The sequence below is a fragment of the Streptomyces sp. NPDC003943 genome (assembly GCF_053605265.1).
The window spans coordinates 128,459-153,015 of the sequence record NZ_JBSGIW010000004.1 but is presented as its reverse complement, the minus strand read 5'-3'; the positions used below and the strand labels follow the sequence as shown (position 1 = coordinate 153,015).

The 24,557-nt window shown below is 74.0% G+C and carries 25 protein-coding genes; 9 read left to right on the top strand and 16 right to left on the bottom strand.

Annotated features, from left to right (window positions below; translation table 11 throughout):
- The 4 genes from ACWEV0_RS03300 to ACWEV0_RS03285 form a co-directional block, all read right to left on the bottom strand.
- Positions 1-2,204 (bottom strand): bifunctional serine/threonine-protein kinase/ABC transporter substrate-binding protein (locus ACWEV0_RS03300; protein ID WP_453145995.1); only part of this gene is annotated, 2,204 nt, incomplete at its 3' end.
- 2 nt (positions 2,205-2,206) lie between these two features.
- Positions 2,207-4,444, bottom strand: coding sequence for a bifunctional serine/threonine-protein kinase/ABC transporter substrate-binding protein (locus ACWEV0_RS03295; RefSeq protein ID WP_453145993.1), 2,238 nt, complete (start codon positions 4,442-4,444; stop codon positions 2,207-2,209).
- Entirely contained in the window at positions 4,441-5,265 is an 825-nt protein-coding gene (locus ACWEV0_RS03290; protein WP_453145991.1) for a hypothetical protein, read from the bottom strand. The genes ACWEV0_RS03295 and ACWEV0_RS03290 overlap by 4 nt, the downstream gene beginning before the upstream one ends.
- A gap of 85 nt (positions 5,266-5,350) precedes the next feature.
- A complete protein-coding gene (locus ACWEV0_RS03285) occupies positions 5,351-5,758 on the bottom strand; it encodes a winged helix-turn-helix transcriptional regulator (RefSeq protein WP_453145990.1) in 408 nt (135 codons plus the stop codon).
- A gap of 103 nt (positions 5,759-5,861) precedes the next feature.
- Here ACWEV0_RS03285 and ACWEV0_RS03280 point away from each other — a divergent pair, with 103 nt between their 5' ends.
- Both ACWEV0_RS03280 and rarD read left to right on the top strand, forming a co-directional pair.
- Entirely contained in the window at positions 5,862-6,728 is an 867-nt protein-coding gene (locus tag ACWEV0_RS03280; protein ID WP_453145988.1) for an SDR family oxidoreductase, read from the top strand.
- Positions 6,729-6,917: 189 nt separating this feature from the next.
- Positions 6,918-7,862 (top strand): EamA family transporter RarD, encoded by a 945-nt coding sequence (gene rarD, locus ACWEV0_RS03275; protein WP_453146016.1) that lies wholly within the window; start codon positions 6,918-6,920, stop codon positions 7,860-7,862.
- Between the two features lie 159 nt (positions 7,863-8,021).
- Here rarD and ACWEV0_RS03270 read toward each other — a convergent pair whose 3' ends face one another.
- Positions 8,022-8,351, bottom strand: coding sequence for a DUF6401 family natural product biosynthesis protein (locus ACWEV0_RS03270; protein WP_453145986.1), 330 nt, complete (start codon positions 8,349-8,351; stop codon positions 8,022-8,024).
- Between the two features lie 95 nt (positions 8,352-8,446).
- Between ACWEV0_RS03270 and ACWEV0_RS03265 the strand changes: the two genes are divergently transcribed.
- Complete coding sequence (locus ACWEV0_RS03265) at positions 8,447-8,899, top strand: VOC family protein (protein ID WP_453145985.1); 453 nt, start codon at positions 8,447-8,449, stop codon at positions 8,897-8,899.
- Between the two features lie 29 nt (positions 8,900-8,928).
- On the opposite strand, the gene ACWEV0_RS03260 is transcribed toward ACWEV0_RS03265, so the two are convergent.
- The 5 genes from ACWEV0_RS03260 to ACWEV0_RS03240 form a co-directional block, all read right to left on the bottom strand.
- Positions 8,929-9,492 carry an SMI1/KNR4 family protein gene (locus ACWEV0_RS03260; protein WP_453145983.1) on the bottom strand — a complete coding sequence of 188 codons (564 nt, stop codon included), beginning with the start codon at positions 9,490-9,492 and terminating at the stop codon, positions 8,929-8,931.
- A complete protein-coding gene (locus tag ACWEV0_RS03255; RefSeq protein WP_453145981.1) occupies positions 9,489-10,202 on the bottom strand; it encodes a DUF6882 domain-containing protein in 714 nt (237 codons plus the stop codon). Before ACWEV0_RS03255 ends, ACWEV0_RS03260 begins: the two co-directional genes overlap by 4 nt.
- 9 nt (positions 10,203-10,211) lie before the next feature.
- Positions 10,212-10,727, bottom strand: a complete 516-nt coding sequence (locus ACWEV0_RS03250; RefSeq protein WP_453145979.1) for a DUF1203 domain-containing protein — start codon at positions 10,725-10,727, stop codon at positions 10,212-10,214.
- A gap of 294 nt (positions 10,728-11,021) precedes the next feature.
- Positions 11,022-11,690, bottom strand: coding sequence for a response regulator (locus tag ACWEV0_RS03245; protein WP_453145977.1), 669 nt, complete (start codon positions 11,688-11,690; stop codon positions 11,022-11,024).
- A complete protein-coding gene (locus tag ACWEV0_RS03240) occupies positions 11,687-12,799 on the bottom strand; it encodes a sensor histidine kinase (RefSeq protein ID WP_453145975.1) in 1,113 nt (370 codons plus the stop codon). The genes ACWEV0_RS03245 and ACWEV0_RS03240 overlap by 4 nt, the downstream gene beginning before the upstream one ends.
- A gap of 175 nt (positions 12,800-12,974) precedes the next feature.
- Here ACWEV0_RS03240 and ACWEV0_RS03235 point away from each other — a divergent pair, with 175 nt between their 5' ends.
- Positions 12,975-13,286, top strand: a complete 312-nt coding sequence (locus ACWEV0_RS03235; RefSeq protein ID WP_453145974.1) for a DUF6223 family protein — start codon at positions 12,975-12,977, stop codon at positions 13,284-13,286.
- Positions 13,287-13,390: 104 nt separating this feature from the next.
- Positions 13,391-13,933, top strand: a complete 543-nt coding sequence (locus ACWEV0_RS03230; protein ID WP_453145973.1) for an EF-hand domain-containing protein — start codon at positions 13,391-13,393, stop codon at positions 13,931-13,933.
- Positions 13,934-14,053: 120 nt separating this feature from the next.
- On the opposite strand, the gene ACWEV0_RS03225 is transcribed toward ACWEV0_RS03230, so the two are convergent.
- Positions 14,054-15,319 carry an MFS transporter gene (locus ACWEV0_RS03225; RefSeq protein WP_453145971.1) on the bottom strand — a complete coding sequence of 422 codons (1,266 nt, stop codon included), beginning with the start codon at positions 15,317-15,319 and terminating at the stop codon, positions 14,054-14,056.
- 6 nt (positions 15,320-15,325) lie between these two features.
- Positions 15,326-16,441, bottom strand: a complete 1,116-nt coding sequence (locus ACWEV0_RS03220; protein ID WP_453145969.1) for a MerR family transcriptional regulator — start codon at positions 16,439-16,441, stop codon at positions 15,326-15,328.
- A 73-nt stretch (positions 16,442-16,514) separates the two neighbouring features.
- Between ACWEV0_RS03220 and ACWEV0_RS03215 the strand changes: the two genes are divergently transcribed.
- Positions 16,515-16,781 carry an ATP-binding protein gene (locus ACWEV0_RS03215; protein WP_453145967.1) on the top strand — a complete coding sequence of 89 codons (267 nt, stop codon included), beginning with the start codon at positions 16,515-16,517 and terminating at the stop codon, positions 16,779-16,781.
- Positions 16,782-17,059: 278 nt separating this feature from the next.
- Entirely contained in the window at positions 17,060-17,896 is an 837-nt protein-coding gene (locus tag ACWEV0_RS03210; RefSeq protein WP_453145966.1) for a helix-turn-helix domain-containing protein, read from the top strand.
- Between the two features lie 64 nt (positions 17,897-17,960).
- Here the strand turns inward: ACWEV0_RS03210 and ACWEV0_RS03205 are convergent, their stop codons facing one another.
- Positions 17,961-20,240, bottom strand: coding sequence for an MMPL family transporter (locus ACWEV0_RS03205; RefSeq protein WP_453145964.1), 2,280 nt, complete (start codon positions 20,238-20,240; stop codon positions 17,961-17,963).
- A gap of 175 nt (positions 20,241-20,415) precedes the next feature.
- On the opposite strand from ACWEV0_RS03205, the gene ACWEV0_RS03200 reads away from it, so the two are divergent.
- Both ACWEV0_RS03200 and ACWEV0_RS03195 read left to right on the top strand, forming a co-directional pair.
- Positions 20,416-21,588, top strand: coding sequence for a histidine kinase (locus ACWEV0_RS03200; RefSeq protein WP_453145962.1), 1,173 nt, complete (start codon positions 20,416-20,418; stop codon positions 21,586-21,588).
- On the top strand, positions 21,563-22,225 hold the full coding sequence (locus ACWEV0_RS03195) for a response regulator (RefSeq protein ID WP_179175081.1): 663 nt from the start codon (positions 21,563-21,565) through the stop codon (positions 22,223-22,225). Before ACWEV0_RS03200 ends, ACWEV0_RS03195 begins: the two co-directional genes overlap by 26 nt.
- A gap of 24 nt (positions 22,226-22,249) precedes the next feature.
- On the opposite strand, the gene ACWEV0_RS03190 is transcribed toward ACWEV0_RS03195, so the two are convergent.
- The 3 genes from ACWEV0_RS03190 to ACWEV0_RS03180 form a co-directional block, all read right to left on the bottom strand.
- Positions 22,250-22,729, bottom strand: a complete 480-nt coding sequence (locus ACWEV0_RS03190; RefSeq protein ID WP_453145959.1) for an allene oxide cyclase barrel-like domain-containing protein — start codon at positions 22,727-22,729, stop codon at positions 22,250-22,252.
- Positions 22,730-22,989: 260 nt separating this feature from the next.
- Positions 22,990-23,769: an alpha/beta fold hydrolase gene (locus ACWEV0_RS03185; protein ID WP_453145957.1), complete on the bottom strand. Its 780-nt coding sequence runs from the start codon at positions 23,767-23,769 to the stop codon at positions 22,990-22,992.
- 26 nt (positions 23,770-23,795) lie between these two features.
- On the bottom strand, positions 23,796-24,467 hold the full coding sequence (locus tag ACWEV0_RS03180; RefSeq protein WP_453145955.1) for a DUF4097 family beta strand repeat-containing protein: 672 nt from the start codon (positions 24,465-24,467) through the stop codon (positions 23,796-23,798).
- Positions 24,468-24,557 lie beyond the last annotated feature (90 nt).

The following is a 24,557-nucleotide window of genomic DNA, read 5'->3' as shown; positions in this document are numbered from 1 at the left end:
CTCGGGGCGGCGATCGGCCGTCTGGTCCGGGTCGGAGCGTGGCGCGGGCCCGGGTCGGAGGCAGCCATGGACCTCACCTGCCAGAGGGTCAGCCCGTCGAGGGGGGACTTCGAGACGTCGCCCGACATGGCCTCGTAGGACCGTCCCACACCGCGGTACACCCGGTCGTCCCTCATGAACACGGTCGCCATCGCCGCGCCCGGGCGCTCCGGGTTCCTCCGGATGGCGGTGCGCAGCGCCTGCGCCGACCAGAACAGGGCGTCGTACGACTCCACGGCGAACCGGTCGACCGGGTCCGTGGCCGCGAGCCGCCAGCGCTTGCGGTACGCGGCGGCGAACTCCTTCGCGGCCGGGACCGTGTCGGGATCGGTGTAGGCCGTCCCGAAGTACCAGCCCTCGGCGGCCGGGCCCGCCACGGCGAGGAACTCCGGTCCGAGCGCGGGCTCCACGCTTCCGCACGGGCCCCGGTATCCCTGCTGCCGCAGCGCCTTGGCGCACAGGGCGGCCCGGCGCGGCGAGTTCCCCACGTACATCACGCCCGTCGGGGACGTGGCGAGCGCAGCCCGGACCGCCGGGCCGAAGTCCTCGCTGTCCGCCGCGACCTGGTGCCGGGTGACCGTGCCGCCGTAGGGCGGCGACGCCTGCACGCTCTGGGCGGCGAGCCAGCCGTAGTCGCCGCCTGCCCGGTCCTCGACGACCGCGGTGCGCCCCCGGTGGTGCTCGGAGAGGTAGCGGCCGAAGGGCACGATCATCGTCAGGGAATTGGGCCGCGCCTCGAAGTACGTGCGCAGATCCGGCGTCTGGCCCCGGATCGTCGTCTCGGAGGGGACCGCCGCCATCACGCTCAGCACCGGCACCTTCGCGTCGACGAGCGCGTCCACCGTGGCGACGGCCGTGTCGCTGGTCGTCGGGCCGAGCACGGCGACCAGCGCCGGATCCTTGAGCAGCGCGCGGGCCCCGGCGGCGGCCCGCTTCGGGTCCCCGCCGTCGTCCGTCACCTTGAGCGCCAGGTCGAAGGGCCGGTCCGCGCGGGCGTTGAAGGTCTCCGCGGCGAGGCGAAGGCCGCGCTCCTGGGCGCGCCCGTCCGCCTTGCCGGGGCCGCTGAGGTCGGTGAGCACGCCGAGCGTGTACGCCGTTCGCGGCGCGGCCGCGCCTCCGCCGGTGCCGCCGCCCGTCCCGGCCGGGTCGCCGCCGAGCAGCCAGGCGGCGAGGCCACCGGTGCCCGCGGCGGCCCCGGCGGCGCCGAGGACGAGGAAGCGGCGTCGCGAAGTCCCCTGCTGTTCCTCGGGGTTGAGCATGGTCGGGTCGGCGACCGGCAGGTCGAGGACCCGCGACGAGCGCTGGGCGATCAGCGCGGGCAGCCCGGGCGGCAGCCAGTCGCCGGCCGCCGCTCCCGCGTACGGGCCGAGCGCGTCCCGCACCTCGGCGGCGCTCGGCCGGTCGGCGGCGTCCTTGGCGAGGCAGGCGGTGACCAGCGGGAGCAGAGCCTCCGGTACGCCGTCGAGGTCGGGCTCCTCGTGGACGGTGCGGTAGACCACGGCGGCCACCGCACCCGTACCGAAGGGGCGCTGCCCGGTCAGCGCGTACGCGAGGACGCAGCCGAGCGAGAAGACGTCGGCGGCCGGGCCGACCTCGCCGGCGCCCGCGATCCGGGCCTGTTCGGGGGCGAGGAAGCCGGGAGTGCCGATCATCGCGTCGGTGGCGGTGAGCGCGGTGGCGCCGCTGACCCGGGCGATGCCGAAGTCGATGAGCCGGGGCCCGTCGAGGGCGAGCAGGACGTTGCCCGGCTTGACGTCGCGGTGGACGAGCCCGGCCGCGTGCATGCCGTCGAGGGCGGCGGCGAGCCGGGCGCCCAGCGCGCGGACGGTGTCCTCGGGCAGTGCGCCGTGCAGGGCGACGGCCTCGGCGAGCGAGGGCCCGGGCACGTACTCGGTGGCGAGCCACGGCTCCCGGGCCTCCGGGTCGGAGCCGAGGACCCGGACCACCCACCGGCCGGTGATGGTCTCGGCCGTGGTCGCCTCGCGGCGGAAGCGGGCCCGGAAGCCGGGGTCGGCGGCGTGTTCGGCGCGGATCAGCTTGAGCGCGGCAAGCGCGCCGCCGGCGGACCGGGCGAGGTAGACCACGCCCATGCCGCCGGCGCCGAGCCGCCCGAGCAGCCGGTAGCCGGCGATGACCGAGGGGTCGGCCTTCTTGAGCGGCTGCACCGTCAGCTCTTCTTGTTCTGGGGCTGGCCGGGGGCGGCGCCGATGAACTTGTAGGCCCCCTGCTGCACGCCGTAGATGAAGGTGCCGACGCCCTTGAGTTCGCCGTGCTGGTCGAACTGGTAACCGCCCATGGCCCCGGTGTACGTCTGCCTGCGCAGGGCATCCCACAGGCCCTTACGGGTGAGTGGGCCCTTGACTGCGCTCTTGGCGAGCCAGGACGTGACCAGGTTGACCACGTCGAAGGACTCGCCGGTGTAGAAGTCCGGGGTGGTGTTGTACCGCTTGCGGTAGGCGTCGAGGAACTCCTGGGTGAGTTTCCGGTCGGCGGGCTTCTGTTTGGTGTCGGCGGCCCGCTGGACGGGGTCGATGACGGGCGCGCAGACGAACCAGCCCTCGGCGGCGCTCCCGGCCTCCTTCAGGAACTGCGAGCCGAAGACGTGCTGGCCGGTGAACCGGGGCCCGGTGAAGCCGAGTTCGTTCAGGGCGCGGGCCGCGAGCACGGCCGTGGAGCGCACACCACAGTGGACGTACGTGTCGATGCCGGCGTCGATCATCTCGCCGATGATCCGGCGGTAGTCGGTGGCCCGGCCCGGGATCACCCGGTAGTGCGGCTTGAGACCGGCCTGTGTGAAGCCGAAGCGGGCGCCGCTGACGTACTGCCAGCTGTACTGGTCGTCGGTGCGTTCCTGGAGGATTCCGGGGTGGCGGACCTGCGGCAGCAGCGTGGTGGACAGGGCGAGGTAGGCGCCCGCCATGAAGTGGCTCGGGATGGCGCGCAGCACGGTCGCGTTCTGGGGGCCGGTCTCGCCGCGCAGGGTGAAGAGGTTGTACCCCGCCGAGGTGGTGAGGAGCGGCACGTCGGCCTCCTCGAAGGCGGGGAGCGCGGCGATGCCGGTGTCGTCGGAGGTGGGGCCGAGCACGGCGATCACGGAGGGGTCGGAGGTGAGCCGGCGGGCGGCGGCGAAGGCACCGGCGCGGTCCCCGCGGTCGTCGGAGACCTTGAGTTCGAGGGTGAAGGGCTTGCCCTTGTGCACGGCGTTGAAGCGCTCGACGGCGAGCCGGGCGCCGCGTTCCTGGGCCCGGCCGATCTCCTGGGCGGGCCCGGAGAGGTCGGCGAGGACACCGATGGCCCAGGTGTTCCGGGCCTTGGGCGCGGGATGCTTCCCGTCGGTGCCGGCGTCGTCGCTCCGGTTGAGCAGGGCGAAGGCGCCGCCGCCCGCCGCGAGCACCGCCGCACCGGCACCGGCGTACAGCAGGAGCCGGCGCCGGGAGGGGCCGGCCGCGGCGGCCGGGTCCGCCGGGTCCGTGCCGGGCGCGGTCGGGTCGATGTCGGGGAGCGCCAGCATGGCCGCCGAGCGGGTGGCGATCGTGGTGACGACGGGTGCGGGCAGCCAGTCGGCGGGGGCGCCGGGGGTGTCCTCGGTGAGCCGGCCGGCGATCTCCTCGGCGGTGGGGCGGGCGGCCGGTTCCTTCGCGAGGCACTGCCGTACGAGGTCGAGCAGCGGCTCCGGTACGCCGGCGAGGTCGGGCTCGTCGTGCACCGTCCGGTAGAGCAGCGCGTCCAGGGCGCCGGTGCCAAACGGCGGGCGGCCGGTGGCCGCGAAGGCGAGCAGACAGCCGAGGGCGAAGACGTCGGCGGCGGGGCCGATCTCGGCGGCGCGGGCCTCGGCCTGCTCGGGGGCGAGGAACCCGGGGGTGCCGACGACCATGTCGGCCGAGGTGAGCCCGGTCTCGCCGGTCGCGCGGGCGATGCCGAAGTCGATGAGCCGGGGGCCGTCGGCGGCGAGCAGGATGTTGCCGGGCTTCACGTCCCGGTGGACGAGCCCGGCCGCGTGCACGGCGGCGAGCGCCCGGGCGACGGCGCCGCCGAGGATGCGTACGCTCCGCTCGGGCAGCGGCCCGTGCTCGCGGACCGCCTCGCCGAGGGACGGTCCCGGCACGAAGGCGGTGGCCATCCACGGCTCGGGGGCGTCGGGATCGGCGCCGGTCACGGGCACGGCCCAGGGGCTGACGACCCGGCGGGCGGCCTCGACCTCGCGGCGGAAGCGGGCCCGGAAGTCGGCCTGGTCGGCCTGGTCGGCGTGGGTGACCTTGACGGCGGCGAGCGCGCCGGTGTCGGTGCGGCCGAGGTAGACGACGCCCATGCCGCCGGCGCCGAGGCGGCCGAGGAGCCGGTAGCCGGCGATCGTGGAGGGGTCGGACGGCAGGAGCGGCTGGAGCGCGCCGGGGTTCACGGTCACGACTGGGCTCCCATCTGCGCCTTGAGACGCGCCTCCATGGTGACCTGGGCCTGGGTCAGGAGGGTGGTGACGTCCTCGGTGTGGCCGGGGGCGCCCTTGACGTTGGTGGCGAGGGTGACCTGGCCGATGCGGGTCTCGTACCAGCCGTAGGGCTGCGGCCCCTTGAAGGCGTCGTTCAGGTAGGAGCCGCTCTCGACGAGGGAGTCGGCGGCATGGGCGTTGCCGCCCTTGCCGTACGGCAGGCCGAGGGACCCGAGGTTGGTGATGCGTTCGCCCTCGCGCAGCTGCTGGTCGGGGCAGCGCAGCGCCTCCTCCAGGGTCTCGGCCATCTCCCAGTCGGCGTCGGACTCGGTGCGGTGCACGGTGACGGTCGCGGCGACGCGCAGCGGCCCCTTGCCGCCGGCGGCCGGGATCTCGCTGTAGGCGGTGACGCTGGCCAGGACGGAGCCGGGCAGGGGCTCGACCTCCCACTCGCAGCTCGCGTCGAGGACCGGCCAGGAGCCGGGGTCGCTGAGGTACGGGCTGCGCTTGACGTAGTCGGGCCCCCAGGACTCGGGCCCCGCCACGATCGCCAGCGCGAGGCGCCGGGCCTCGGCGGCGTTCTTCGGCACGCGCTTCGGGTCCGGGGTGAAGTCGAGCGCGGTGGGCGTGGCGCTCGGGGCCGGGGCGGCGGTCCCGGTCGCGGTTCCGGTCGCGCCCGGTGTTCCTCGCGAGGGTTTCCCGTCGCCTCCGCCGCCGCCCGACGAGCAGCCCGCCACGAGCAGCGCGCCCGCCGCCACGACGGCACCGGCGCGCAGCACTCTTCCGTACGCGTACACCATGTTTCCCCCACGGTCTCTCGCGCGATCCCCCAGCCGGTGAAGGAGATCGTACGGCCCCGCGGATCAACTGGGCGGCGCTACAACGTCATTGGCGACGCCATTGGGACGTCTCGCGCACCGCGTCGTAACGCACGCGCGCTTCCTCCACCGCGTCGATGCTGCCCGCGGTCCACCGGGCGAGCTCCCAGACCCGGTCGGCGGCCTCCGCTCCGAGGCCGGTGAGGCTGTAGTCGACGCGGGGCGGGATGACGGGCTTGGCGTCGCGGTGGACGAAGCCGTCGCGCTCCAGGGTCTGCAGGGTCTGGGTGAGCATCTTCTCGCTGACGCCGCCGATCGCGCGGCGCAGCTCGCTGAAGCGGTACGAGCGCTCCCGCAGCGCGATCAGGATCAGGACGGCCCAGCGGCTGGTGACGTGCTCCAGGACGCGGCGCTCCGGGCACATGGCGTCGACCACGACCGGCATGATCGGCGGCACCTTGTCACTTACTCCCATACCAGTACCTTACTTCAAAGTGGGTACTTACGAATAGTTAGTGCTCGCCCTACGGTGGAGGGAGACCCGCTCGACCGACCCCTCACACCCCTGGGAGAACCCCATGAGCATCGTCGTCACCGGCGCCACCGGACAGCTCGGCCGCCTCGTCGTCGCCGAGCTGCTGACCCGCGTCCCCGCCGAGTCCGTCGTCGCCGTCGTCCGCGACAAGGCCAAGGCCGCCGACCTGGCCGAGCGCGGGGTCGAGCTGCGCGTCGCCGACTACGACGAGCCCGAGACCCTGGCCGGCGTCTTCGCGGCCGGCGACCGGGTACTGCTGATCTCGGGCCACGAGATCGGGCGGCGGGTGGCTCAGCACACCGCCGTCGTGAGCGCCGCGAAGGCCGCCGGGGTCGCCCAGCTCGCGTACACCGGCATCCTGGGCGGCCCCGGGGCCGGTCTCGTCCTCGCCGAGGAGCACAAGGGCACCGAGCAGGCGATCCTCGACTCCGGCCTGCCGTACACCTTCCTCCGCAACGGCTGGTACACCGAGAACTACACCGCCAACCTCGCACCCGTCCTCGCCCACGGCGCCGTGGTCGCCAACGCCGGCGAGGGCCGGGTCGCCTCCGCCCCGCGCGCCGACTACGCGGCCGCGGCCGCCGCCGTGCTGACCGGCCCGCTCGACGAGCACCTGGGCCGGGCGTACGAGCTGAACGGCGACGTCTCGTGGTCGTTCGCCGAGTACGCGGCCGAGGTCGCCCGGCAGTCCGGCCAGGAGATCACGTACTCGGACGTGCCCGCCGCCGCCCACCTGGAGATCCTCGTCGGCGCCGGGGTGCCGCAGCCCTTCGCCGAGATCCTGGTCGACATCGACGAGGCCGTGGCGCGCGGCGAGCTGGCGGCGCGGGGCGACGACCTGGCGCGGCTGATCGGCCGCCCGACCACCCCGATCGCCGACACGATCAAGGACGCGCTCGCCACCTCGTAGGCCGACCCCTCACCCGCCTCCTTGATCCGTAAGGACCGTATGTCGATACGGACATGACAGGCTGCCCTGCGCGGCGCTACCTTCGACGGGACAGCGCGGCGCAGGGCGGGAGGTCCGGTGGAGACGAAGACCGAGACGAAGAACAGAGAGACACGAGCAGGACTGCTCTACGGGATCGGCGCCTACGGCATGTGGGGACTGGTCCCGCTCTTCTGGCCGCTGGTCAAGCCGGCCGGAGCCGTCGAGATCCTGGCCCACCGGATGGTCTGGTCGCTCGCCGTCGTCGGCCTCGCGCTGCTCGCGCTGCGCCGCTGGGACTGGATACGGGAGCTGGCGCGCAGCCCGCGCAAGCTCGCCCTGATCACCGTGGCCGCGGCCGTGATCAGCGTGAACTGGGGCCTCTACATCTGGGCCGTCAACAACGGCCGGGTCGTCGAGTCGTCCCTCGGCTACTTCATCAACCCGCTCGTCACCATCGCCCTCGGCGTCCTCGTCCTCAAGGAGCGGCTGCGCCCGGCGCAGTGGGTGGCGGTCGGCATCGGCTTCGCGGCGGTGGTCGTGCTGGCCGTCGGCGCCGGCCGGCCGCCGTGGATCTCGCTCACCCTCGCCTTCTCCTTCGCGACGTACGGCCTGGTGAAGAAGCAGGTGAACATCGGCGGCCTGGAATCGCTCGCCGCCGAGACCGCCGTGCAGTTCCTGCCCGCGCTCGGCTATCTGCTGTGGCTCGGCAGCCACGGCGAGATGGCCTTCGGCGCGCACGGCACGGGCCACGCGCTGCTGCTCGCCTCGACCGGTCTGGTGACGGCGATCCCGCTGGTCTGCTTCGGGGCGGCGGCGATCCGCGTGCCGCTGTCGACGCTCGGCCTGCTGCAGTACCTGGCGCCGGTCTTCCAGTTCCTGCTCGGCGTCCTCTACTTCCACGAGGCGATGCCGGCGGAGCGCTGGGCGGGCTTCTCGCTGGTGTGGCTCGCGCTGACGGTGCTCAGCTGGGACGCGCTGCGGACGGCGCGCCGGAGCCGGGCGCAGGTGGAGGTGGCGAAGGCGGAGGCGGCAGCGGTGGTGGTGGCGACGGGATCGGCGGAAGCCCCCGCAGCCGAAGCGGCCGCCACCCCGTCGGCACAGGGCGGCCGCTGACCGCGCGGGGCGGCGACGGCGACGGCGACGGCGGGAAGCGGTCCTGACCGGCCGGCTACGGGCGGGGCGACGACGACGGGGAGCGGTCGGCCCAGCGGGCTACGGCGACGGCTGGGGGTCCGAGTCGGCGACGGCGGCGAGCGGTCCTGACCCCGCAGGCTAGGCCGCCAGCAGGTCGTACTCGCGGATCAGCCAGCACACGGCCGTCAGGCGCAGGGTGGCGAAGTCGTGGCCGACCGGCTCCACCCAGTCGGCCTCGGCCAGCCGGTCCGTGAAGCCGAGCACGTAGTCCGCGAGCTCCTCGCGACGCACGGTGCGGGCCCGCGGCGCGCCCTGCGGGCCGCGCTGGGCGGGTACGAGGGCGTCGCACACGGCCGCCGCGTGCTGGTCGACGGCGGCCACGAGGCCCGGCTCGAAGGCGAACTCCGAGAGCCGGGGCATGTACGTGGCGGCGACGCCGAGCAGCGGGCAGCCGGGCGAATCGTTCATCCCTCCACATTAGGAGCGCATCGCCGCGCCGAGAGCGTGACTTCCGTCGCAGATCACCGGCTCGCCGGGCGGGCAGCCGGTCTATAAAGAGCTGCATGACCGCACTCCACTGGAAGCTCGTCATCGACTCGGCCGACCCGCACGCCCAGGCCGCCTTCTGGGCCGCCGCCCTCGACTACCACCTCGAGGACCACGGCCCCCTCGTCACCCGCCTGCTCGCCGCCGGCGCCGTCCCCGCCGAGGCCACCCTCACCGTCGACGGCCACCCCGCCTGGCGCGACCTCGCCGCGGTCCGCCACCCGGACGACCCCTTCGACCCGGCCACCGACACCGGCCTGGGCCACCGCATCCTCTTCCAGCGCGTCCCGGAGCCGAAGACCGGCAAGAACCGCCTCCACCTCGACCTGCACCCGGCCCCGGGCACCCGGGAGAAGGAGGTCGCCCGTCTGGAGGGCCTGGGCGCGACCGTACTGCGCGAGGTGGCGGAGCCGGGCGGGACCTGGACGGTGATGCGGGACCCGGAGGACAACGAGTTCTGCGTGCACTGACCCTGCTCCCGGGCTCCCGGGCCGCCGCCTCACGCCGCGTCCAGCCACTCCTCGTACCAGGACCGGAAGTCCCCGTGCCGCGGCACGAAGCCGCCCCAGTCCGGGTCGAGGTGCCAGACCTCGCCCGCCCGCGGGCCGTTGAGGACGAGGCGGACGAACATCCCGCAGCCCAGCTCCGCGAGCGTCAGCGTGCCCGGGGTCAGCGACTCGGGCCGGCCCCGCAGACGGCCGGGCAGCGGCTCGGTGAGGGGGAAGGGCGTGGCGAGACGGCCGGGCAGCCGGTCCTCGCGCCACTCGGCGTCGACGGCCCACTCGTCGTCGGCCTCGGCGGCCTCGGCGGCCTCCGGCCGGGGCTCGGCCAGCGGCATCAGTCCGTGCCCGGGTCCCGCCGGGCCGTCGCCGGCCTCGGCGACGAACGAGCGGTAGGCCGGCGGCAGCGCGATGCCGTGCGCGGCCTCGAAGCGGCGGATCGCCGCCTCCGACAGTGGCGGCCGGAGCGCGTACCGGTGCGTGTCCGCGCCGAACCGCGCGCACTCGGGGTCGCGGTCCGCGAGCAGCCGCACCCGCGCCCGCACGTCGCCCCACACCGTCACGGCCGGGCCACGGCCCGCACGCCCGAGATCCGCCCCAGCTCGTCGAACTCGACCTCCGCCGCCGTCCCGTCCGGCAGGTCCGCGACGATCCGGCCGTCCGCCGCCTCCTCCCACGGCGCGCCGTGGTGGTCGAAGTAGCCGGCCACGACCTCGCGCGGCGCGTGGCCGATGAGACCGGCGCCGGTGAGGAGGTGGCGCGGCAGCGTGATCGCGTCCAGGGCGGGGCGCGGGACCTGGGGATCGTCGGGGAGGAAGTAGACCTGGGTGCCGGGGCCGGCGGGAGCGCCGATGTAGCCGGGGGCGTCGGCGACGCCCATGCCGACGAAGGCGAGCATCTCGGCGGCGTGGCGCGGGTCGGCGAAGCCGGACAGGTCGAGCTCCGGCTCGCTGAGCTCGGCGATGCCGTACACCCGCCCGTACCGCGCGATCGCGCTGGTCAGGGCGACCACCTCGGCGCCCTGGAGCCCCGGGTTCGCCCAGCCCCACAGCCACGACCGCGCGTCCATGTCGTACGAGCCGAGCACGGCGACCCGCAGCTCCACCTCGCCCTGCGGCCCGCCCTGCTGGTAGCGGCACGCCTCCAGGTCGGCCGACCACGGCCCGTCGGGCAGGAAGGACGTCAGGGCCTCCAGCTGGGCGGCGCCCCAGGCGGCGTGCCGTTCGGCCTCCAGGAAGAAAGCGTCGCTGAATCGGGTGAACTCGTTCGCCATACGGCGACCCTAGCGCCGCACCTCGAACTGGAAGCAGCCGTATTCCACGGCCCGTACGTGCACGAGCGCGACCGCCGGATCCGCGAACGCCTCCGCAAGCGCCTCGTCGAACGCCTCCGTGGCCGCCTCCGGGATCTCCAGGAGCCGCCCGCCGACGATCCGGCCCTCGGAGTCGTATCGGCGCAGGGTGCGCAGGGCGCCGGGCCGGTCGAAGGGGTACGAGGCGGAGCCCGCCGCCGGGCCGCCGCAGGGCTCCGCGTGGATGAAGACGGGGCCCTGCTCGTCGTACGCACCGGGCTCGGCGCCCGTCTCGCCCGCCCAGCGCCGCAGCGGCGCGTACGAGACGAGCGCGATCCGCTCGCCCGCCGCCACCGGCCGGAGGCAGCAGCGCAGAGGGCTGCCGACGCCGTCGTCCTCGGTGGTGGCGGTGTACGGGACGCAGGGGCGGCCGGCGTCGTCGGTGCGGCGGAGCTCGGTGAGCGTGGCGGACGGGATGGGGAGCGGGGTGTACGTGATGGTGGTCATGGCTCCAGGGTCACGGCGCCGTGGCGCTGCCGCTGGCGGGTTTCGGACGACGCGCTGCCGCGGGCGGAACCCGGTGGCGACGCGCGACCGCCGGCGGAACCCTGTGGCGACGCGCGACCGCCGGCGGAACCCGGTGGCGACGCGCGACCGCCGGCGGAACCCGGTGGCGACGCGCGACCGCGGGCGGAAGCCGGTGGCGACGCGCGACCGCCGGCGGTATCCGGTGGCGACGCACTGGCGCCGACGGAACCCGATGACGACGCACTGACGCCGACGGAATCCGATGGCCCCGCGCTACCTCGCGGCCCCGCCCGCCACCACGAGCCCCGACTCGTAGGCCCGCACGACCAGTTGCGCGCGGTCCCGGACGCCCAGCTTGGCCATGGCACGGTTGACGTGCGTCTTCGCGGTCAGCGGGCTGATCACCATCCGCCCGGCGATCTCGTCGTTCGACAGCCCGCGCGCGACCAGGACCACCGCCTCCCGCTCCCGTCCGGTCAGCTCCTCGAGCCCCTCGCCGGCCTCGCCGGACGGCGGCTGGGTGACGTACCGGTCGATCAGCCGGCGCGTGATCGACGGCGCGAGCAGCGCGTCGCCGCGCGCCGCGACCCGCACCGCGTGCAGGAAGTCCTCGGGCATCACGTCCTTGACCAGGAAGCCCGCGGCGCCGGCCCGCAGGGCGTCGAGAACGTACTCGTCCATGCCGTAGTTCGTCAGGATGACGACGTGGACGGCCGCGAGCGCCGGGTCGGCCGCGATGCGCCGGGTCGCCTCGATGCCGTCGACGAGGGGCATCCGGATGTCGACGAGCGCCACGTCCGGCACGTGCGCCCGCGCCAGCGCCAGCGCCTCCGCGCCGTCCGCCGCCTCCGCGACCACCTCGATGTCGTCCTCCAGGTCGAGGAGCGCGCGGAACCCGCTGCGGATGAGCGGCTGGTCGTCGACGAGCAGGACCCGGATCACGACGTCCGCCCCACGGGCAGTTCGGCCTGGACGGTGAATCCGCCCCCGGCGCGCGGTTCGGCGCTCAGCCGCCCGCCGAGCGCCGTCACGCGCTCGCGCATCCCGAGCAGCCCGAGCCCTGGCGCCACCGCCTTCGCCTTCCCGCCCCTGCCGTCGTCGTCGACCCGTACGGCGACGGCGTCCGCCCGCCAGTCGATCCGTACCGACGCCGTCGTGGCGGCCTCGGCGTGCCGGGCGACGTTCGTCAGCGACTCCTGCACGATCCGGTAGACGGTCCGGTCCACCGCCGTCGGCACGTCCTCGCGCCGCCCGAGAACCGTCAGACTGGCCTCAAGCCCGAACGACCGCGCTTGCTCGACCAGTTCGGGTACGTCGTCGAGGCCGCGCGGCGGTGCGGTGTCGTCGTCCCGGAGCGCTTCCAGGGTGGCCCGCAGCTCGCGGTTCGCCTCCCGCCCGGCCTCCTGGATGGCGAGCAGCGCGGGCGGCACCTCCTCGCCGCGCCGCCGGGCCACGTGCACGGCCACCTCCGCCTGCACCTTGATCACCGAGATCTGGTGGGTGAGCGAGTCGTGCAGCTCCCGTGCGATCCGCAGCCGTTCCTCGTCCGCCCGGCGCCTGGCCGTCTCCTCGCGCGTCCGCTCCGCCTCGTCCGCCCGCCGCTCCGCCTGCCGCAACGCCTCCCCCGCCGCCCCGGCCGCGATCAGCCACGCGATTTCGAGGGCGCCCCGGGCCTGCTTCAGGGCCTCGCCGATGTCGTGCAGCCCGGCGGCGAGAGCGGCGAGCGGGAGTACGGCGAGCATGGCGACGCTCGCGGCGACGGTGAGCGCGCGATGCCCGGCCCGCACGGCCGCGTACACCGCGAACAGGTACGCCACCGCCGGCACGTCGAACCCGGCCGCCTGATAGCCGACCGCACAGGCGCCGGTCACGGCGAGTACGGCGCGGGGCGCGCGTCCGCGTGCGACGAGCGCGAGCCCGCCGGCGGCGAGGAGCCCGTATCCCACGGCGTGCCCGGGCTTCCCGGCCGCGAGCCCGGTGGCCACGAGCGCCGCCGCCACCCCGACGGCGATGACCCGGTCCCCGTACCGCGCCCAGAGCTGTGACCTCATGCGCCGCACCCTAGCCATGCCCACGGGCCCGAGTCCCTACCGCGGTCGCGGTACTTCCGGCCCTCACTACCGCGGCCGCAGCAGGCGGAAGTGTCTGCGCCCGCCGGACGCGGGCGACCGGGCCGGGCGGCCATGCTCGGCGAGCACCCTGTCGTACGAGCATCAGGAGAGCCCCATGTCCGCCATGAACGAACTCGCCGCCTCCGTCTACTCCTTCGGCCCCGGCCGCATCGGCTCCTCGGTCGGCGCACTGCTGGCGCTTGCGGGCGCAGGGCTCGCCTGGCGCGGCCGCCGCCCGGTGCTCGCGACCGCCCTGGGCCTCGTCGGCATCGTCCTCGGCGCCGTCGTCGCCGCCACGGCGAAGGGCGGCGTGGGCACGGGCAACGGCCTGGGCGGCGCGTACGTGGCAATGATCGTCGGCGTCGTCGCGACGGCGCTGGGCGGCCGGGCGCTGAACCGGCGACGCTCGGCCATGGCTCGGAAGTGATCACTGGATCGGGTGGCAGATGCGCCGTTCCGCGTTCTGCCGGAAGGTCTCGTTCCATGCTGAGGGCGCCCGCAGGACGAGATCCCGAAAGGATGCGACGCCCCATGACCACGGACGCCATCACCACCAAGCTCGAGCGCGAGTTCGACAGCAAGGACGCCGACCAGGACGGCTACCTCGACTGGTCGGACTACCAGAAGCTCGTCGACCGCTACATCGAGGCGTACAAGATCGACAAGAGCGACCGCCGGGCCCAGGGGCTCCAGGCCACCTACCAGATGTACTGGCTGGAGCTGCTGCGTCACTCGGGCGCGAACGGCGAACGGCTCACGAAGGAGCAGTTCGTCACGGCCAACCGCCTCGCGGCCGTCGACACCAGCCGCCTCAACGTGGTCGACGGCCTCGGCCACGCGACCTTCGACGTGATCGACGTCGACGGCGACAACGAGATCGGCAAGGACGAGTTCGACCGCCTCGTGAAGGACGTGTGGAAGACCGACGCGCCGGAGGCGATGGAGGCGTTCTTCCAGCTGGACACGGACGGAGACGGGGTGATCTCGCGCCGGGAGTACCTCCGTGCCATCTACGAGTACTACTACTCGCCCGAGCCGGGCGTGCTGGGCGGCCTGCTCATCGGGAACATCTGATCGCGGCCGGATAGCGGCTGGCGGCCACTGGGCCCGGCTTGGGTCTCATGACGCACGGCCCCGGCTTGAGCCGGGCCGTGCGTCATGAGAAGACGGCGCCGGAGCCTGTGCCCTGACGGCTCAGGTCAGCCCACGCATGCGGCGGACCGGGCTCGCCAGGAGGATCGCAGGGAAGACGACCGAGGACAGCGCCAACAGGAGCAGGGCCGTCCGGGCGCCGAAGGCCGAAGCCGCGGTGCCCGCGGTGAGGGCGCCGACCGGAATGGTGCTCCAGGACACGAACCGCGCGGTGGCCGTCACCCGGGACAGCAGCTCCGGCGGGGTCCGGGTCTGCCGGTGGGTGCGGGTGATGACGGCGGTCACGACGACACCGCCGTAGAAACCGGCACTGCCGAGCGCGAAGACCGTCGCCGCCCAGGCGGACCCGGCGCACGCCCCGGCCAGTGGCAGCAGGAGGGCGGAGGCGGAGGCGACGACCGCCGCCCGGCACAGCACCCGCCCGCTGCCGGACCCGGCCACCAGGCGGGGCGTGAGGAAGGCGCCGACGACGCTGCCGAGACCGCCGGCGGCCATCAGGGCGCCGACGGCTGCGGGCGGGGCGTGGAGAGTGCGGACCAGGAAGACCGGGGTGAGGGTCATCAGCCCGCCGTACGGGATGTTCACTGCGGTGGCGGCGGCGACGCACGGCCGGATGACCGGGTGCCGGGCGACGAACTGCCAACCCTCACGGATCTGTTCCCGCACGGAGGCCGCCGGGCCGGGCGGACCTCCGGGCGAAGGGGCGCGGGGAAGGCCGCGCAGGAGAACCGCGGACACGGCGTAGCTGACGGCATCCAGCAGCATCGCCCCGGCCCCGCCGACGAGCTGGACCAGCACCCCGCCGAGCCCCGGCCCGGCCAGCTCGGTCGCGGCGCCGCTCCCGGAGACGAGGCTGTTGCGGTTGGTGAGCTGCTCCTTCGGGACGAGGGAGGGGAGGAAGGTCGAGTTGGCGACGTCGAAGAGGACGTTCGCGAAGCCGACGAGCAGGGCGACGACCACCAGGTGGGCGAGGCCGAGCACCCCGAGGCCCGCCGCGACCGGCACCGAGGCCACGGCGGCGGCCCGGAGCAGGTCGGTCGCGACCTGGACGCCGCGCAGCGGCAGCCGCCTGACCAGCACGCCGGCCGGCAGCCCGAGCAGCAGCCAGGCGACATAGGCGGCGGCCGTGATCAGACCGACCTGGACCGCCGAGGCGTGCAGGGTGACCACCGCGACGAGCGGCAGGGCCACCGACGTCACCTGGTCGCCCAGGCGACTGACCGTGGAGGCGGTCCAGTAACGCCAGAAGACTCCCGCGCCGCGCCGCCCGACCCGTACGGCCCCCGGCGCGTCCGTCGTGTACGCCATCGCGCTTCAGGCCACCAGAAGACGCAGGCCGAGCTCGGCGGCGTCGAGACCGAGGAGGTCGTGGTTGCGTTCGGCCCACCGGCCCGAGGCGAGATCCTCGCGCAGCCCGGCCACCGCACGCCGCTCGGCCTCGGCCCCGACCCGGGCCCAGACCGAACTCCCGCGCCGCACCTGCTCGTCCAGGTATGCCTCGGGCCGGCGCCAGTACGCCTCGAAGAAGCCGTCGGCGCAGTCCCAGGGGATGAGCACGGGCTCCATGCGGGCCCCGATGGCGTCGGCCAGCCGGTCGACCGGGGGCCGCCCGGCGACCAGCCCCGCGACCTCGGGCAGGTAGTCGCGGGACAGCCAGAACCGGTGGCGCCAGCCGATGTCGCTGGCGTCATGCGTGAACACGACCACCCGCCGCGCCACCCGCCGCATCTCGCGCAGCCCGGCGATCGGGTCGTGCCAGTGGTGGACGGTGCTGAAGGCCATCGCGGCGTCGAAGGCCCCGTCCTTGAACGGCAGGCGCTCCGCGTGGGCGGCCACGCACGGCGCGGCGCCCGAGGGGCGCTGGGCCCGCATGACCGCCGAGGGTTCGACGGCGACGACCTCGCGGCCGGGCGGCTCGTAGGAGCCGGTACCGGCCCCGACGTCGAGCACGGTCCGCGCGTCCCCGAGCGCGTCCCAGACCTGGGCGGCGATCCGCGGCTCGGTACGGCGGGTGTGCGGGTAGGAGGACCCGATGGCGTCGTACAACCGGGCCCCGAACGCCCGCAGCTGCTCCTCGGGCGGCGTCCTGACCCCCATGGCCCGCGCCGCCAGCTCCCGGTCGATGGCGGTCACCATGGCGGCGGCGCGGTCGCGCTGTTCGGACAGCAGACCGCGCAGCCGGTGCAGGTGCGCCGTGGCGTCGGTGGCGGGGTCGTCGACGAGGTCGGCGATCTCGCGCAGCCCGAAGCCGAGCCGCCGGTAGGCGAGCACTTCCCGCAGCCGCTCCACGTCCCGGGTCGAGTAGGCCCGGTATCCGGCGGCGGTCCGCGCGGAGGCACGTACGAGGCCGATCTCGTCGTAGTGGTGCAGCGTGCGGACACTCACGTCGGCCAGCTCGGCCACGCGCCCCACGGTCAGATGTTCTTCCACGCCCCCGACGATGCGGCATCACGCCACGTGAGGGTCAAGCGCGTCGCGCCTCGGCTCCTGGGAACTGGTGTACGTGGCGGAGCCGGCGGCCCAGATCGTCGGCGAACTCGCCGCGAACGCCGTGACGCACGGCCATGTCGCGGGCCGGGACTTCCACCTCGCGCTGCTGGTGCAGGAGGGCCTGCTCCGGATCGAGGTCACGGACACGCGGGGTGACCGGCTTCCGCAGCACGGGGGCGGCCGGGGGCTGCTCATCGTCGCGGGGCTCGCGCGGAGTTGGGGCGTGCGGACGGGGCCCGTACCTCGGAAGACGGTGTGGGCGGAGCTGGCCCTGTCATGAGCGGCCGCGTCGCGGACGTCCGCGACGCGGAGGCCCACGACAGAAATGCTTTAAAGCCCCGGGGAACCACCCTTCCAACCCCTCCAGCCTCCCCGAGGCTGTCCGTCAGTACCCGTCACCCGGACGGGTGACTTGGGCCAACTGGGCTGGATTTGGCGCGGGTTGCCTGGCATATGCTCCAGCCAGCAGCACCCCACAACCCCAGACATGCGACGGCCCCCGGCCGGGACTGCAATCCCGATCGAGGGCCTGACCACCGAGGAAGAGGCAACTTCCCGATGGCTTCGACGCAGCCTAGCGCGCCCTCGCGCGCCTCCGGGCTCATTCACGTCAACGTCCGGCACACGACCCGCTACACCGTCGTGGGCAACCACCTCGCCCAGCACCGCGAGCTCTCGCTGCTCGCCAAGGGCCTGGCCGTCTACATCCAGTCGCTGCCCGCCGGGGCCTCGGTCGGCATCAAGGCCATCGCCGCGCTCCACCCGGAGAGCGAGCTGCGGATCGCCGCCGCGATGCGGGAGCTGGAAAAGCACGGCTACCTGAAGCGGACGAGGCAACGCCAGCCCAACGGCACGTTCACGCCGCGCACCATCTCGTACAACCGCCCGGGGGCTGAGCCCGAGCCCGTACCCAGAACGCCGGTACGGAAGGCACCCCCGGCGCCCGTACGGGAAGCCCCGAAGCCGCCGCCACCACCGCCGCCCGCTCCCCTGACCGAACGCGACCGCCCCGCCGCCGCCCTCCTCAGCAACCTCCGCCAGCGCGAGCCCCGCCTCCTCCTCGGCGAGCGCGACATCGAGCGCCTCGCCCCGGCCGTCACCGCCTGGCTCGACCGGGGCGCCCACCCAGACGCCGTGGCCCGCACCCTCACGGCCGGCCTTCCGGACAACCTGGCCCACCCGGCCGGCCTCCTCTCCCACCGCCTCACGGCCCTGCTCCCGCCACCGGTGCTCGCCGCGCCCGTCCTCGCACCTGCCGCCCGCGTGACCCTGACCTCGCCCCGCTCCCGGTTCGAGGAATGCGACGACTGCGGCCGCCCCTTCCGCGGCGCACCACCGTCCGACGGCCTCTGCCGCGACTGCCGCCACCCCGACACCGGAGCCGAGGCCGCCTGAGTGATCCCGCGCTGGAAGAACGACGACGCATCCGGCCGGACGCCAAGGGCGGGCAGGAGTCGGGTCAACGGTCAACCAGCCGCGGACGCGGGGCCTCACCCATGGATTCCGCGTCGGTGTCGTCGGTGTCGTCGGTGCCGACCGGGCCGCGGGGAAGCATCCGGTCCAGCCACTTCGGCAGCCACCAGTTGGTCCGGCCGAGGAGTGTCATGGTCGCGGGTACCAGCACCATGCGGACGACCGTGGCGTCGATGAAGATCGCGGTGGCCAGGCCGAGCCCGAACATCTTGCTGGAGGGGTCCTCGGCGACGGCGAAGGAGAGGAAGACCGCCATCATGATGAGGGCGGCCGAGGTGATGATCCGGGCGGTGCGCGAGACGCCCTCGACTATCGCCGTGCCGGTGTCGCCCGTGCGCAGGTACTCCTCGCGTACGCGGGAGAGGAGGAACACCTCGTAGTCCATCGACAGGCCGAACAGGATGGCGAAGAGGAACATCGGGATGAACGACACGATCGGAACCGTCGCCTCCAGCCCGATGAGTGCGCCTCCCCAGCCCCACTGGAAGACCGCGACCATGACGCCGTAGGCGGCGCCGATGCTCAGCAGATTCAGCAGTACCGCCTTGAGCGGCACGAGTACCGAGCGGAAGACCAGCATCAGCAGCAGGAACGACATCGCCAGCACGGCGGCGACGAACGCCGGCAGACGTTCGCTGGTGCGTCGGCCCACATCCGACAGGCTCGCGGCGGCGCCGCCGACATGTGCCCTGGCCGGGCCGTGCCCGATCGCCGCGGGCAGCACATCGGTGCGCAGCCGGGCGATGGTGTCGGCCGTGGCCTTGTCCTGAGGGCTGGTGGTCGGGAAAACCACGAGGGTCGCGATGCCGGTGGCCCGGTCGATGTGCGTCGGCGCGACGGATGCGATGCCCGGATCCGCCGCGACCGCCCCGACGAGTCGGTCCACCACGCCGGGATCACCGGCGGGGTCCGCGGCGATGACGAGGGGGCCGTTGGTGCCCGGGCCGAACCCCTCGGCGACGAGGTCGTAGGCCCGGCGCTCGGTACGGCTGGGGGGCAGTGAGCCGTCGTCGGGCAGGCCGACGCGCAGGCCGAGCACGGGCAGCGTCGCGGTCAGCAGCAGCCCCGCCGCGCCGACCGCGTACGGCACCGGGTGCCGGCCGACGTGCCCGATCCAGCGGCGCCACCCGGCGGCGTGGCCGGCGCCGGCCGCCGGGTCCCGCCGCCGTGCGAGTCGGCCCGGCGTCCTGGACTGCAGAGCACGGCCGATCCGGCCGGCCCGGGCCAGGCGCGGGCCCGCCGCGCCGAGGAAGGCCGGCAGCAGCGTCACCGACGCGAGCACCATCGTCAGGACGACGATCGAGACGGCGAGCCCGCCCACCGTCATGAACGGCACGTTCGCGACCGCCAGGCCGAGGATCGACACGACGACGGTGACGCCGGCGAAGACCACCGGCCGCCCCGCCGTGGCCACCGCTCGCCCCGCCGCCTCGCGGGGATCGAGCCCGCGCGCGAGGTACTCCCGGTGCCTGGCGAGCACGAACAGCGCGTAGTCGATGCCCACTCCGAGCCCGACCATGCTGCCCAGGACCGGTGCGAAGGTTGGGACGTCCGTCACCCCCGCCAGTACCGTCATCGTGGCGACCCCGACGGTCAGCCCGAAGACCGCCATGCCGATCGGCAGCGCGGCGGCGACGAGCGAACCGAACGCCAGGAACAGGATCGCGGCCGCGGCGAGGAGGCCGATCAGCTCGCTCGCGCCGCCGTCGGGGTCGGAGAAGGCGTAGAAGAGGTTCCCGCCCATCTCGATGCGCAGCGGCAGCTCGGCGCGCAGCCGGTCGCCGAGATCGACGAGGGCGTGGAGGTCTTCGGCCGACAGCCGGCTCTGGTCGGGGTACTGCACCCGGACGACCGCGATCCGCCCGTCGGCCGAAACGAGGCCGCCGCGCACGGCGGTGTCCCCGCCCGCGTCGAGCGCCCCCGCCGGGTCGCTCGTGCCGAGCACGTGCGGCAGCCGCTTCACCTCGGCCCGCAGCCGCGTGAGAGCGGTGCGCGCGCCGTCGTCGTCGAAGAACGTCGCACCGTCGTCGACGGGGGTGACGACCACTTGGGCGGTCATCCCCTCCTGGCCGGTGCCCGCCCGCTCGATCAGTTCGGCGGCCCGTCGGGAGTCCAGTCCCGGAGCGGTCATCGAGTCCGCGGTCCGCCCGCCGAAGGCGACGGCGGCGAGGACGGCGAGCGTGGCGGCGACCAGCCATGCCGCTATCACCCGCCAGGGATGGCGGGCGGCGCTGGCGCCCAGGCGCAACAGGGCTTTCGAGAGCATCGGGTCCTCCAACCACCTCGTCGGCCGTCCTTGTACGGCCGCCGATGCCGAGGCTCGTCGCCACGGCGCTCCGCGGCATCGGCCCGCTGGCCGCAAGTCCGTCGGCCCCGGGGCGGAGTGACGACCCGTCCTTTCGGCCGATGCGCGGCACGCCGCGGTCCCTAGGCTGAGAACCGTGCTCCGAGACGACCTGCGAACCCTGTGGACCGCACCCCGGCCGCCCGACGCGCCCGCCCGGGTGTGGCGGGACTGGGCGCTGCTCGCCGCGTGCCTTGCCGATGTGGCACTGGAGGCCACCCTGCGCGAGGACGTCGTGTGGCGGCCGGTGGCGGTGGTGTTCACCGTATGGCTGTGCCTGCTGCCCCTGTGGCGCCGGACCCGCCCGCTGGCGATGGTGACGCTGGCGTTCGGCTCGGTGGGCCTGCTTGCGGTGGTCTCGCTCGTCGCCGCACCGCGCGAGCCCGTCGGCCTGTACACGGGCGCGGTCGTGCTCGTGCTGGTGTACGCGCTGCCCCGGTGGGGATCGGGACGCGAGATCGTGCTGGGCGGTGCGGTGGTCCTCGCGGTCGGCGCGCTGTGTGTCGTCACGGACGAGACCCCGGTCGTCGAAAGGGTCGTGGGCTTCGTCTTCCTGCTGCTGCCCGGCGTGGTCGGGGCTGCCGTGCGGTTCTGGGTGACCGCTCGCGAGCGGCAGTTGGAGCAGTTGCGCTCCCGCGAGCGCGAGCAGCTCGCCCGGGAACTCCACGACACGGTGGCCCACCACGTGTCGGCCATGGTGATCATCGCCCAGGCGGGCCGGGTGCTCGCGGGCACCGACCCGTCCGCCGCCGTCGAGGCGCTGGAGGAGGTCGAGGAGGAAGGGGCGCGCACGCTGGAGGAAATGCGCGCCATGGTCGCCGCGCTGCGCGACCGCGGGGTCGGCGCCGAGCTGGCGCCGCCTGCCGGAGTCGCGGATCTGGAGCGCCTGGTGCGCACCCCGGGTGGTCGCCTCAGGGTCGACCTGGGGCTCGACGGCGAACTGGACGCGCTGCCCCCGGCCGTGGACGCGGCGGTCTACCGGATCGTGCAGGAGTCGGTGACCAACGCGCTGCGCCATGCGGTCGACGCGACCGAGCTCGTCGTCCGGGTCGCCGCGGAACGGCACACGGTACGGGTGAGCGTGCGCGACAACGGCCGGCGCACCGGCCGGGGTCGCGACGGATACGGACTTACCGGACTGCGCGAGCGCGCGACCCTGCTCGGCGGCACACTACGAGCCGGCCCGGGTACCGACCGGGGCTGGCATGTCGAAGCCGAACTGCCGAGAGCGAGGAGCGAGAGCGGTGTCCATTCGCGTCCTCGTCGCTGACGACCAGACGATCATCCGCACCGGGTTGCGGATCATGCTGAACGCCCAGCCCGGCATCGAGGTGGTCGGCGAGGCCGCCGACGGGCGGGAAGCGGTACGTCTGGCCCGCGAACTACGCCCCGACGTCTGCCTGTTCGACATCCGCATGCCCGTACTCGACGGGCTGGAGGCCACCCGACTGGTCGCCGGCCCGGGCGTCGCCGACCCGCTGGCCGTGGTCGTCATCACCACGTTCGACCTCGACGAGTACGTCTACGGCGCACTGCGTGCCGGCGCCCGCGGATTCCTCCTCAAGGACACGGGACCGGACCTTCTGGCGCAGGCCGTACGGTCGGCGTCCGACGGTGAGGCGCTCATCGCGCCCAGCGTCACCGTCCGGCTGCTCCAGGCGTTCGCGGACCTGCCCGCCGGGCGGCCCGTGGCCCAGCCGGTCTCCCCCGTCACCGCCCGCGAGGAGCAGGTGCTCCTCGCCGTCGCTCGCGGGCTGACCAACACCGAGATCGCCGATGCCCTGCACATCAGCCTCAGCACGGTGAAGACGCATCTGGCCAGCCTGATGGCCAAACTCGGCGCCCGCAACCGGGTCGAGATCGCGATGTGGGCCTACGAAACGCGCCGTATCCTCCCCGGAACCTGAGCCGGATGCCGGGCATCGTGACCGTCAGCGCGGGATCTCCGCCCGGGCCCTCTCGCTCGGCGTCCCGATGTCCCAGAAGCGCACCGTGCCCCGCGCGTTGCCGTAGTCGCCCGTGCCGCCGGTGATGGCCATGTCGAGCGGAGCGGTGTCGCCCTTCGTCCAGAGCGACTGCATCGTCAGGGAGCCGCCCTCGACCTCCATCGTGATCACGCACTGCGTCGTGGTCTCCCCGGCGGCGATGGAGATGACCTGACACGAGCCGCCGCCCCGTCCGACGCTGCGGCCGTCCTTCAGGGCCGTGCCGGAGTAGACGTCCATGTCACCCAGGCTCGGCCCCGGCCGACCGAGGTCCAGGGCCTCGTACTGGTCGTTCTGGACGTTGAGTTCGAGGACCTCGACGTGCTCCCTGCGCTGGGTGGGCGTGTCGGCCTCCGCGCTGCCCACTGCGACGAAACCGATCGCGGCGACGGCCAACGACGTGGCGATGAACCTCTTGGCGGCCATGGTGGATCCTCCTCGCTGTGAAACTCCGTGTGCGAACTCCTTCGACGCTATGACCTGAGAGTTGTCCTTTTCCAAGACCAATTCGGCTATCGCGCCATGCCCTTGAGGGCATGTTGTCCGGCGCCAGGAACTCGGCGCGCGGCTCGCGAACGAGATCACGGCCGGCAGCTGACCACAGGGGGGTGGGCGGGCCTCGCCGTCGCGAGCCCGCCCACCCTTCCCGTCCCTGCCCCCCCTCGCCGCCCCCGCTCCCCGCGTCCCTAGAGCGCGGCGACCTCGCGTACCGCCCCCGCGACCGCGCGGTAGTCCTTGCGCAGGATCTTGTCGTGGTTGCTGGCGACCTTCGCGCTGACTCGGATGTTCGCGTTGCGGGCGACCACCGCGTCCAGGCTGGCGCGGATGCGTTCCTGCTCGTCGCCCTTGCTGCCGAGGGACGCTCCCGAGGCGAGCACGTAGCGCGTCGGGACGGTGATGGCGTCGAGGACGGGGGCCAGTTCGCGCTCGCGGGAGATCTTGCCCAGTTCGATGTTGATCTCCGCCATCTGCCGGGCGCCGAGCCGCGGGATCAGGCCCGTCGGGCGCAGCAGCGGCGCGATCCAGCTCACCCGGCGGAAGAGCTTCCGGATCCGCTGCTCCAGGGCGTCGTCCAGCCAGTCGTACGGCTCCGCGCCGTCGACCAGGACCGCGCCGATCGTGCGGTCGGGGTTGCGGCCGGCCCAGTGGGCGCCGACGAAGGCGCCGTACGACCAGCCGACCAGTACCGCCCGCCGCACGCCCCGGGCGGCGAGGACGGCGTCGACGTCGCGGACGGCGGCCTCGAAGGAGTAGTCGGAGGAGAGTCCGGACTTCTTGCCGCGGGCCCGCTCGTCGTAGGTGATGTGCCGGAAGTCCGGGCCGAGTTCGGCGATGAGGTGCTTCCAGTAACCCTGGGTCGCGAACTGGCCGTTGAGGTAGAGGATCGGGGTGCCGGAGCCGCCGGTGTCGGTGACGGCGAGGGCGGTGTCGTCGACGGGCACCATGCCGGACCAGTTCGCGTTCATGTCTTCCCCCTGGATGTCGAGGCGTGTCAGAGGCTGCGGGCGGTGATGTCGCCGCGGGTGGTGGTGGCGCGGATGTCGAGCTCGGTGGTGCCGTCGTTGCGCAGGGCGTTGCTGACGCGGCCGTAGGAGGTGCCGGCGTCGAGCGCGGCCGAGACGCCGGCCGCCGCGCCGACGGTGATGTCGCCGTCGAGGGTGCGGAGCACGAGGGTGCCGCGGCCGGCGGCCTCGGCGACGCGGATGCCGCCCCGGTCGGTGCTGATGGCGCCCGGGCCGGTGAGCCGGCCGACCTCGACGTCGCCGTCGGTCGCGGTGAGGCGGAGGCTCGCGGCCTCGTCGATCTTGATCTGGCGGTACGCGCCCTCGAAGGCAACGTCGCCGAGGCGGCCGACGACACGGAGCTCGGCGGCGGCGGTCCTGCCCTCGACACTGGAGCCGGCGGGGAGCTGGACCGTGACCTCGACGGAGCCGGAGCCGGTGCCGAGGAGCTTGTTGGCGGGCTCCGGAGCCTGGATCCGCAGGACGCCGTCGGTGTAACTGACGGCGGTCTGCTCGGCGGCCTTGACGTCGCGGTTCTTGGCGGCGTTGGCGGGGCGGACGTCGACGGTGGTGTCGGTGCGGTCGGCGGCGATGAACTGGACGCGGCCGGCGGGGATGTCGAGGACGGCGGTGATCGGGGCGGTGGTGTCGAACTTCTGCATCGTTCTCTCCTGCTGCTCGATGTGCGCTGTCGGCGTTTCCGACATCGAAAACGCTACGTTGCTTTCTAGATTCAGGCAACATGCTCGTTG

Bases quoted from the DNA above. Each gene is read 5' to 3' on its own strand.
- ACWEV0_RS03270 (WP_453145986.1), bottom strand. From the start codon at position 8,351: ATGAACGATTCGCCCGGCTGCCCGCTGCTCGGCGTCGCCGCCACGTAC.
- ACWEV0_RS03225 (WP_453145971.1), bottom strand. From the start codon at position 15,319: ATGGCGTACACGACGGACGCGCCGGGGGCCGTACGGGTCGGGCGGCGC.
- ACWEV0_RS03205 (WP_453145964.1), bottom strand. From the start codon at position 20,240: ATGCTCTCGAAAGCCCTGTTGCGCCTGGGCGCCAGCGCCGCCCGCCAT.
- ACWEV0_RS03255 (WP_453145981.1), bottom strand. From the start codon at position 10,202: ATGGCGAACGAGTTCACCCGATTCAGCGACGCTTTCTTCCTGGAGGCC.
- rarD (WP_453146016.1), top strand. From the start codon at position 6,918: ATGTGGGGACTGGTCCCGCTCTTCTGGCCGCTGGTCAAGCCGGCCGGA.
- ACWEV0_RS03265 (WP_453145985.1), top strand. From the start codon at position 8,447: ATGACCGCACTCCACTGGAAGCTCGTCATCGACTCGGCCGACCCGCAC.
- ACWEV0_RS03180 (WP_453145955.1), bottom strand. From the start codon at position 24,467: ATGCAGAAGTTCGACACCACCGCCCCGATCACCGCCGTCCTCGACATC.
- ACWEV0_RS03210 (WP_453145966.1), top strand. From the start codon at position 17,060: ATGGCTTCGACGCAGCCTAGCGCGCCCTCGCGCGCCTCCGGGCTCATT.
- ACWEV0_RS03280 (WP_453145988.1), top strand. From the start codon at position 5,862: ATGAGCATCGTCGTCACCGGCGCCACCGGACAGCTCGGCCGCCTCGTC.
- ACWEV0_RS03230 (WP_453145973.1), top strand. From the start codon at position 13,391: ATGACCACGGACGCCATCACCACCAAGCTCGAGCGCGAGTTCGACAGC.
- ACWEV0_RS03290 (WP_453145991.1), bottom strand. From the start codon at position 5,265: ATGGTGTACGCGTACGGAAGAGTGCTGCGCGCCGGTGCCGTCGTGGCG.
- ACWEV0_RS03235 (WP_453145974.1), top strand. From the start codon at position 12,975: ATGTCCGCCATGAACGAACTCGCCGCCTCCGTCTACTCCTTCGGCCCC.
- ACWEV0_RS03190 (WP_453145959.1), bottom strand. From the start codon at position 22,729: ATGGCCGCCAAGAGGTTCATCGCCACGTCGTTGGCCGTCGCCGCGATC.
- ACWEV0_RS03250 (WP_453145979.1), bottom strand. From the start codon at position 10,727: ATGACCACCATCACGTACACCCCGCTCCCCATCCCGTCCGCCACGCTC.
- ACWEV0_RS03240 (WP_453145975.1), bottom strand. From the start codon at position 12,799: ATGAGGTCACAGCTCTGGGCGCGGTACGGGGACCGGGTCATCGCCGTC.
- ACWEV0_RS03185 (WP_453145957.1), bottom strand. From the start codon at position 23,769: ATGAACGCGAACTGGTCCGGCATGGTGCCCGTCGACGACACCGCCCTC.
- ACWEV0_RS03285 (WP_453145990.1), bottom strand. From the start codon at position 5,758: ATGGGAGTAAGTGACAAGGTGCCGCCGATCATGCCGGTCGTGGTCGAC.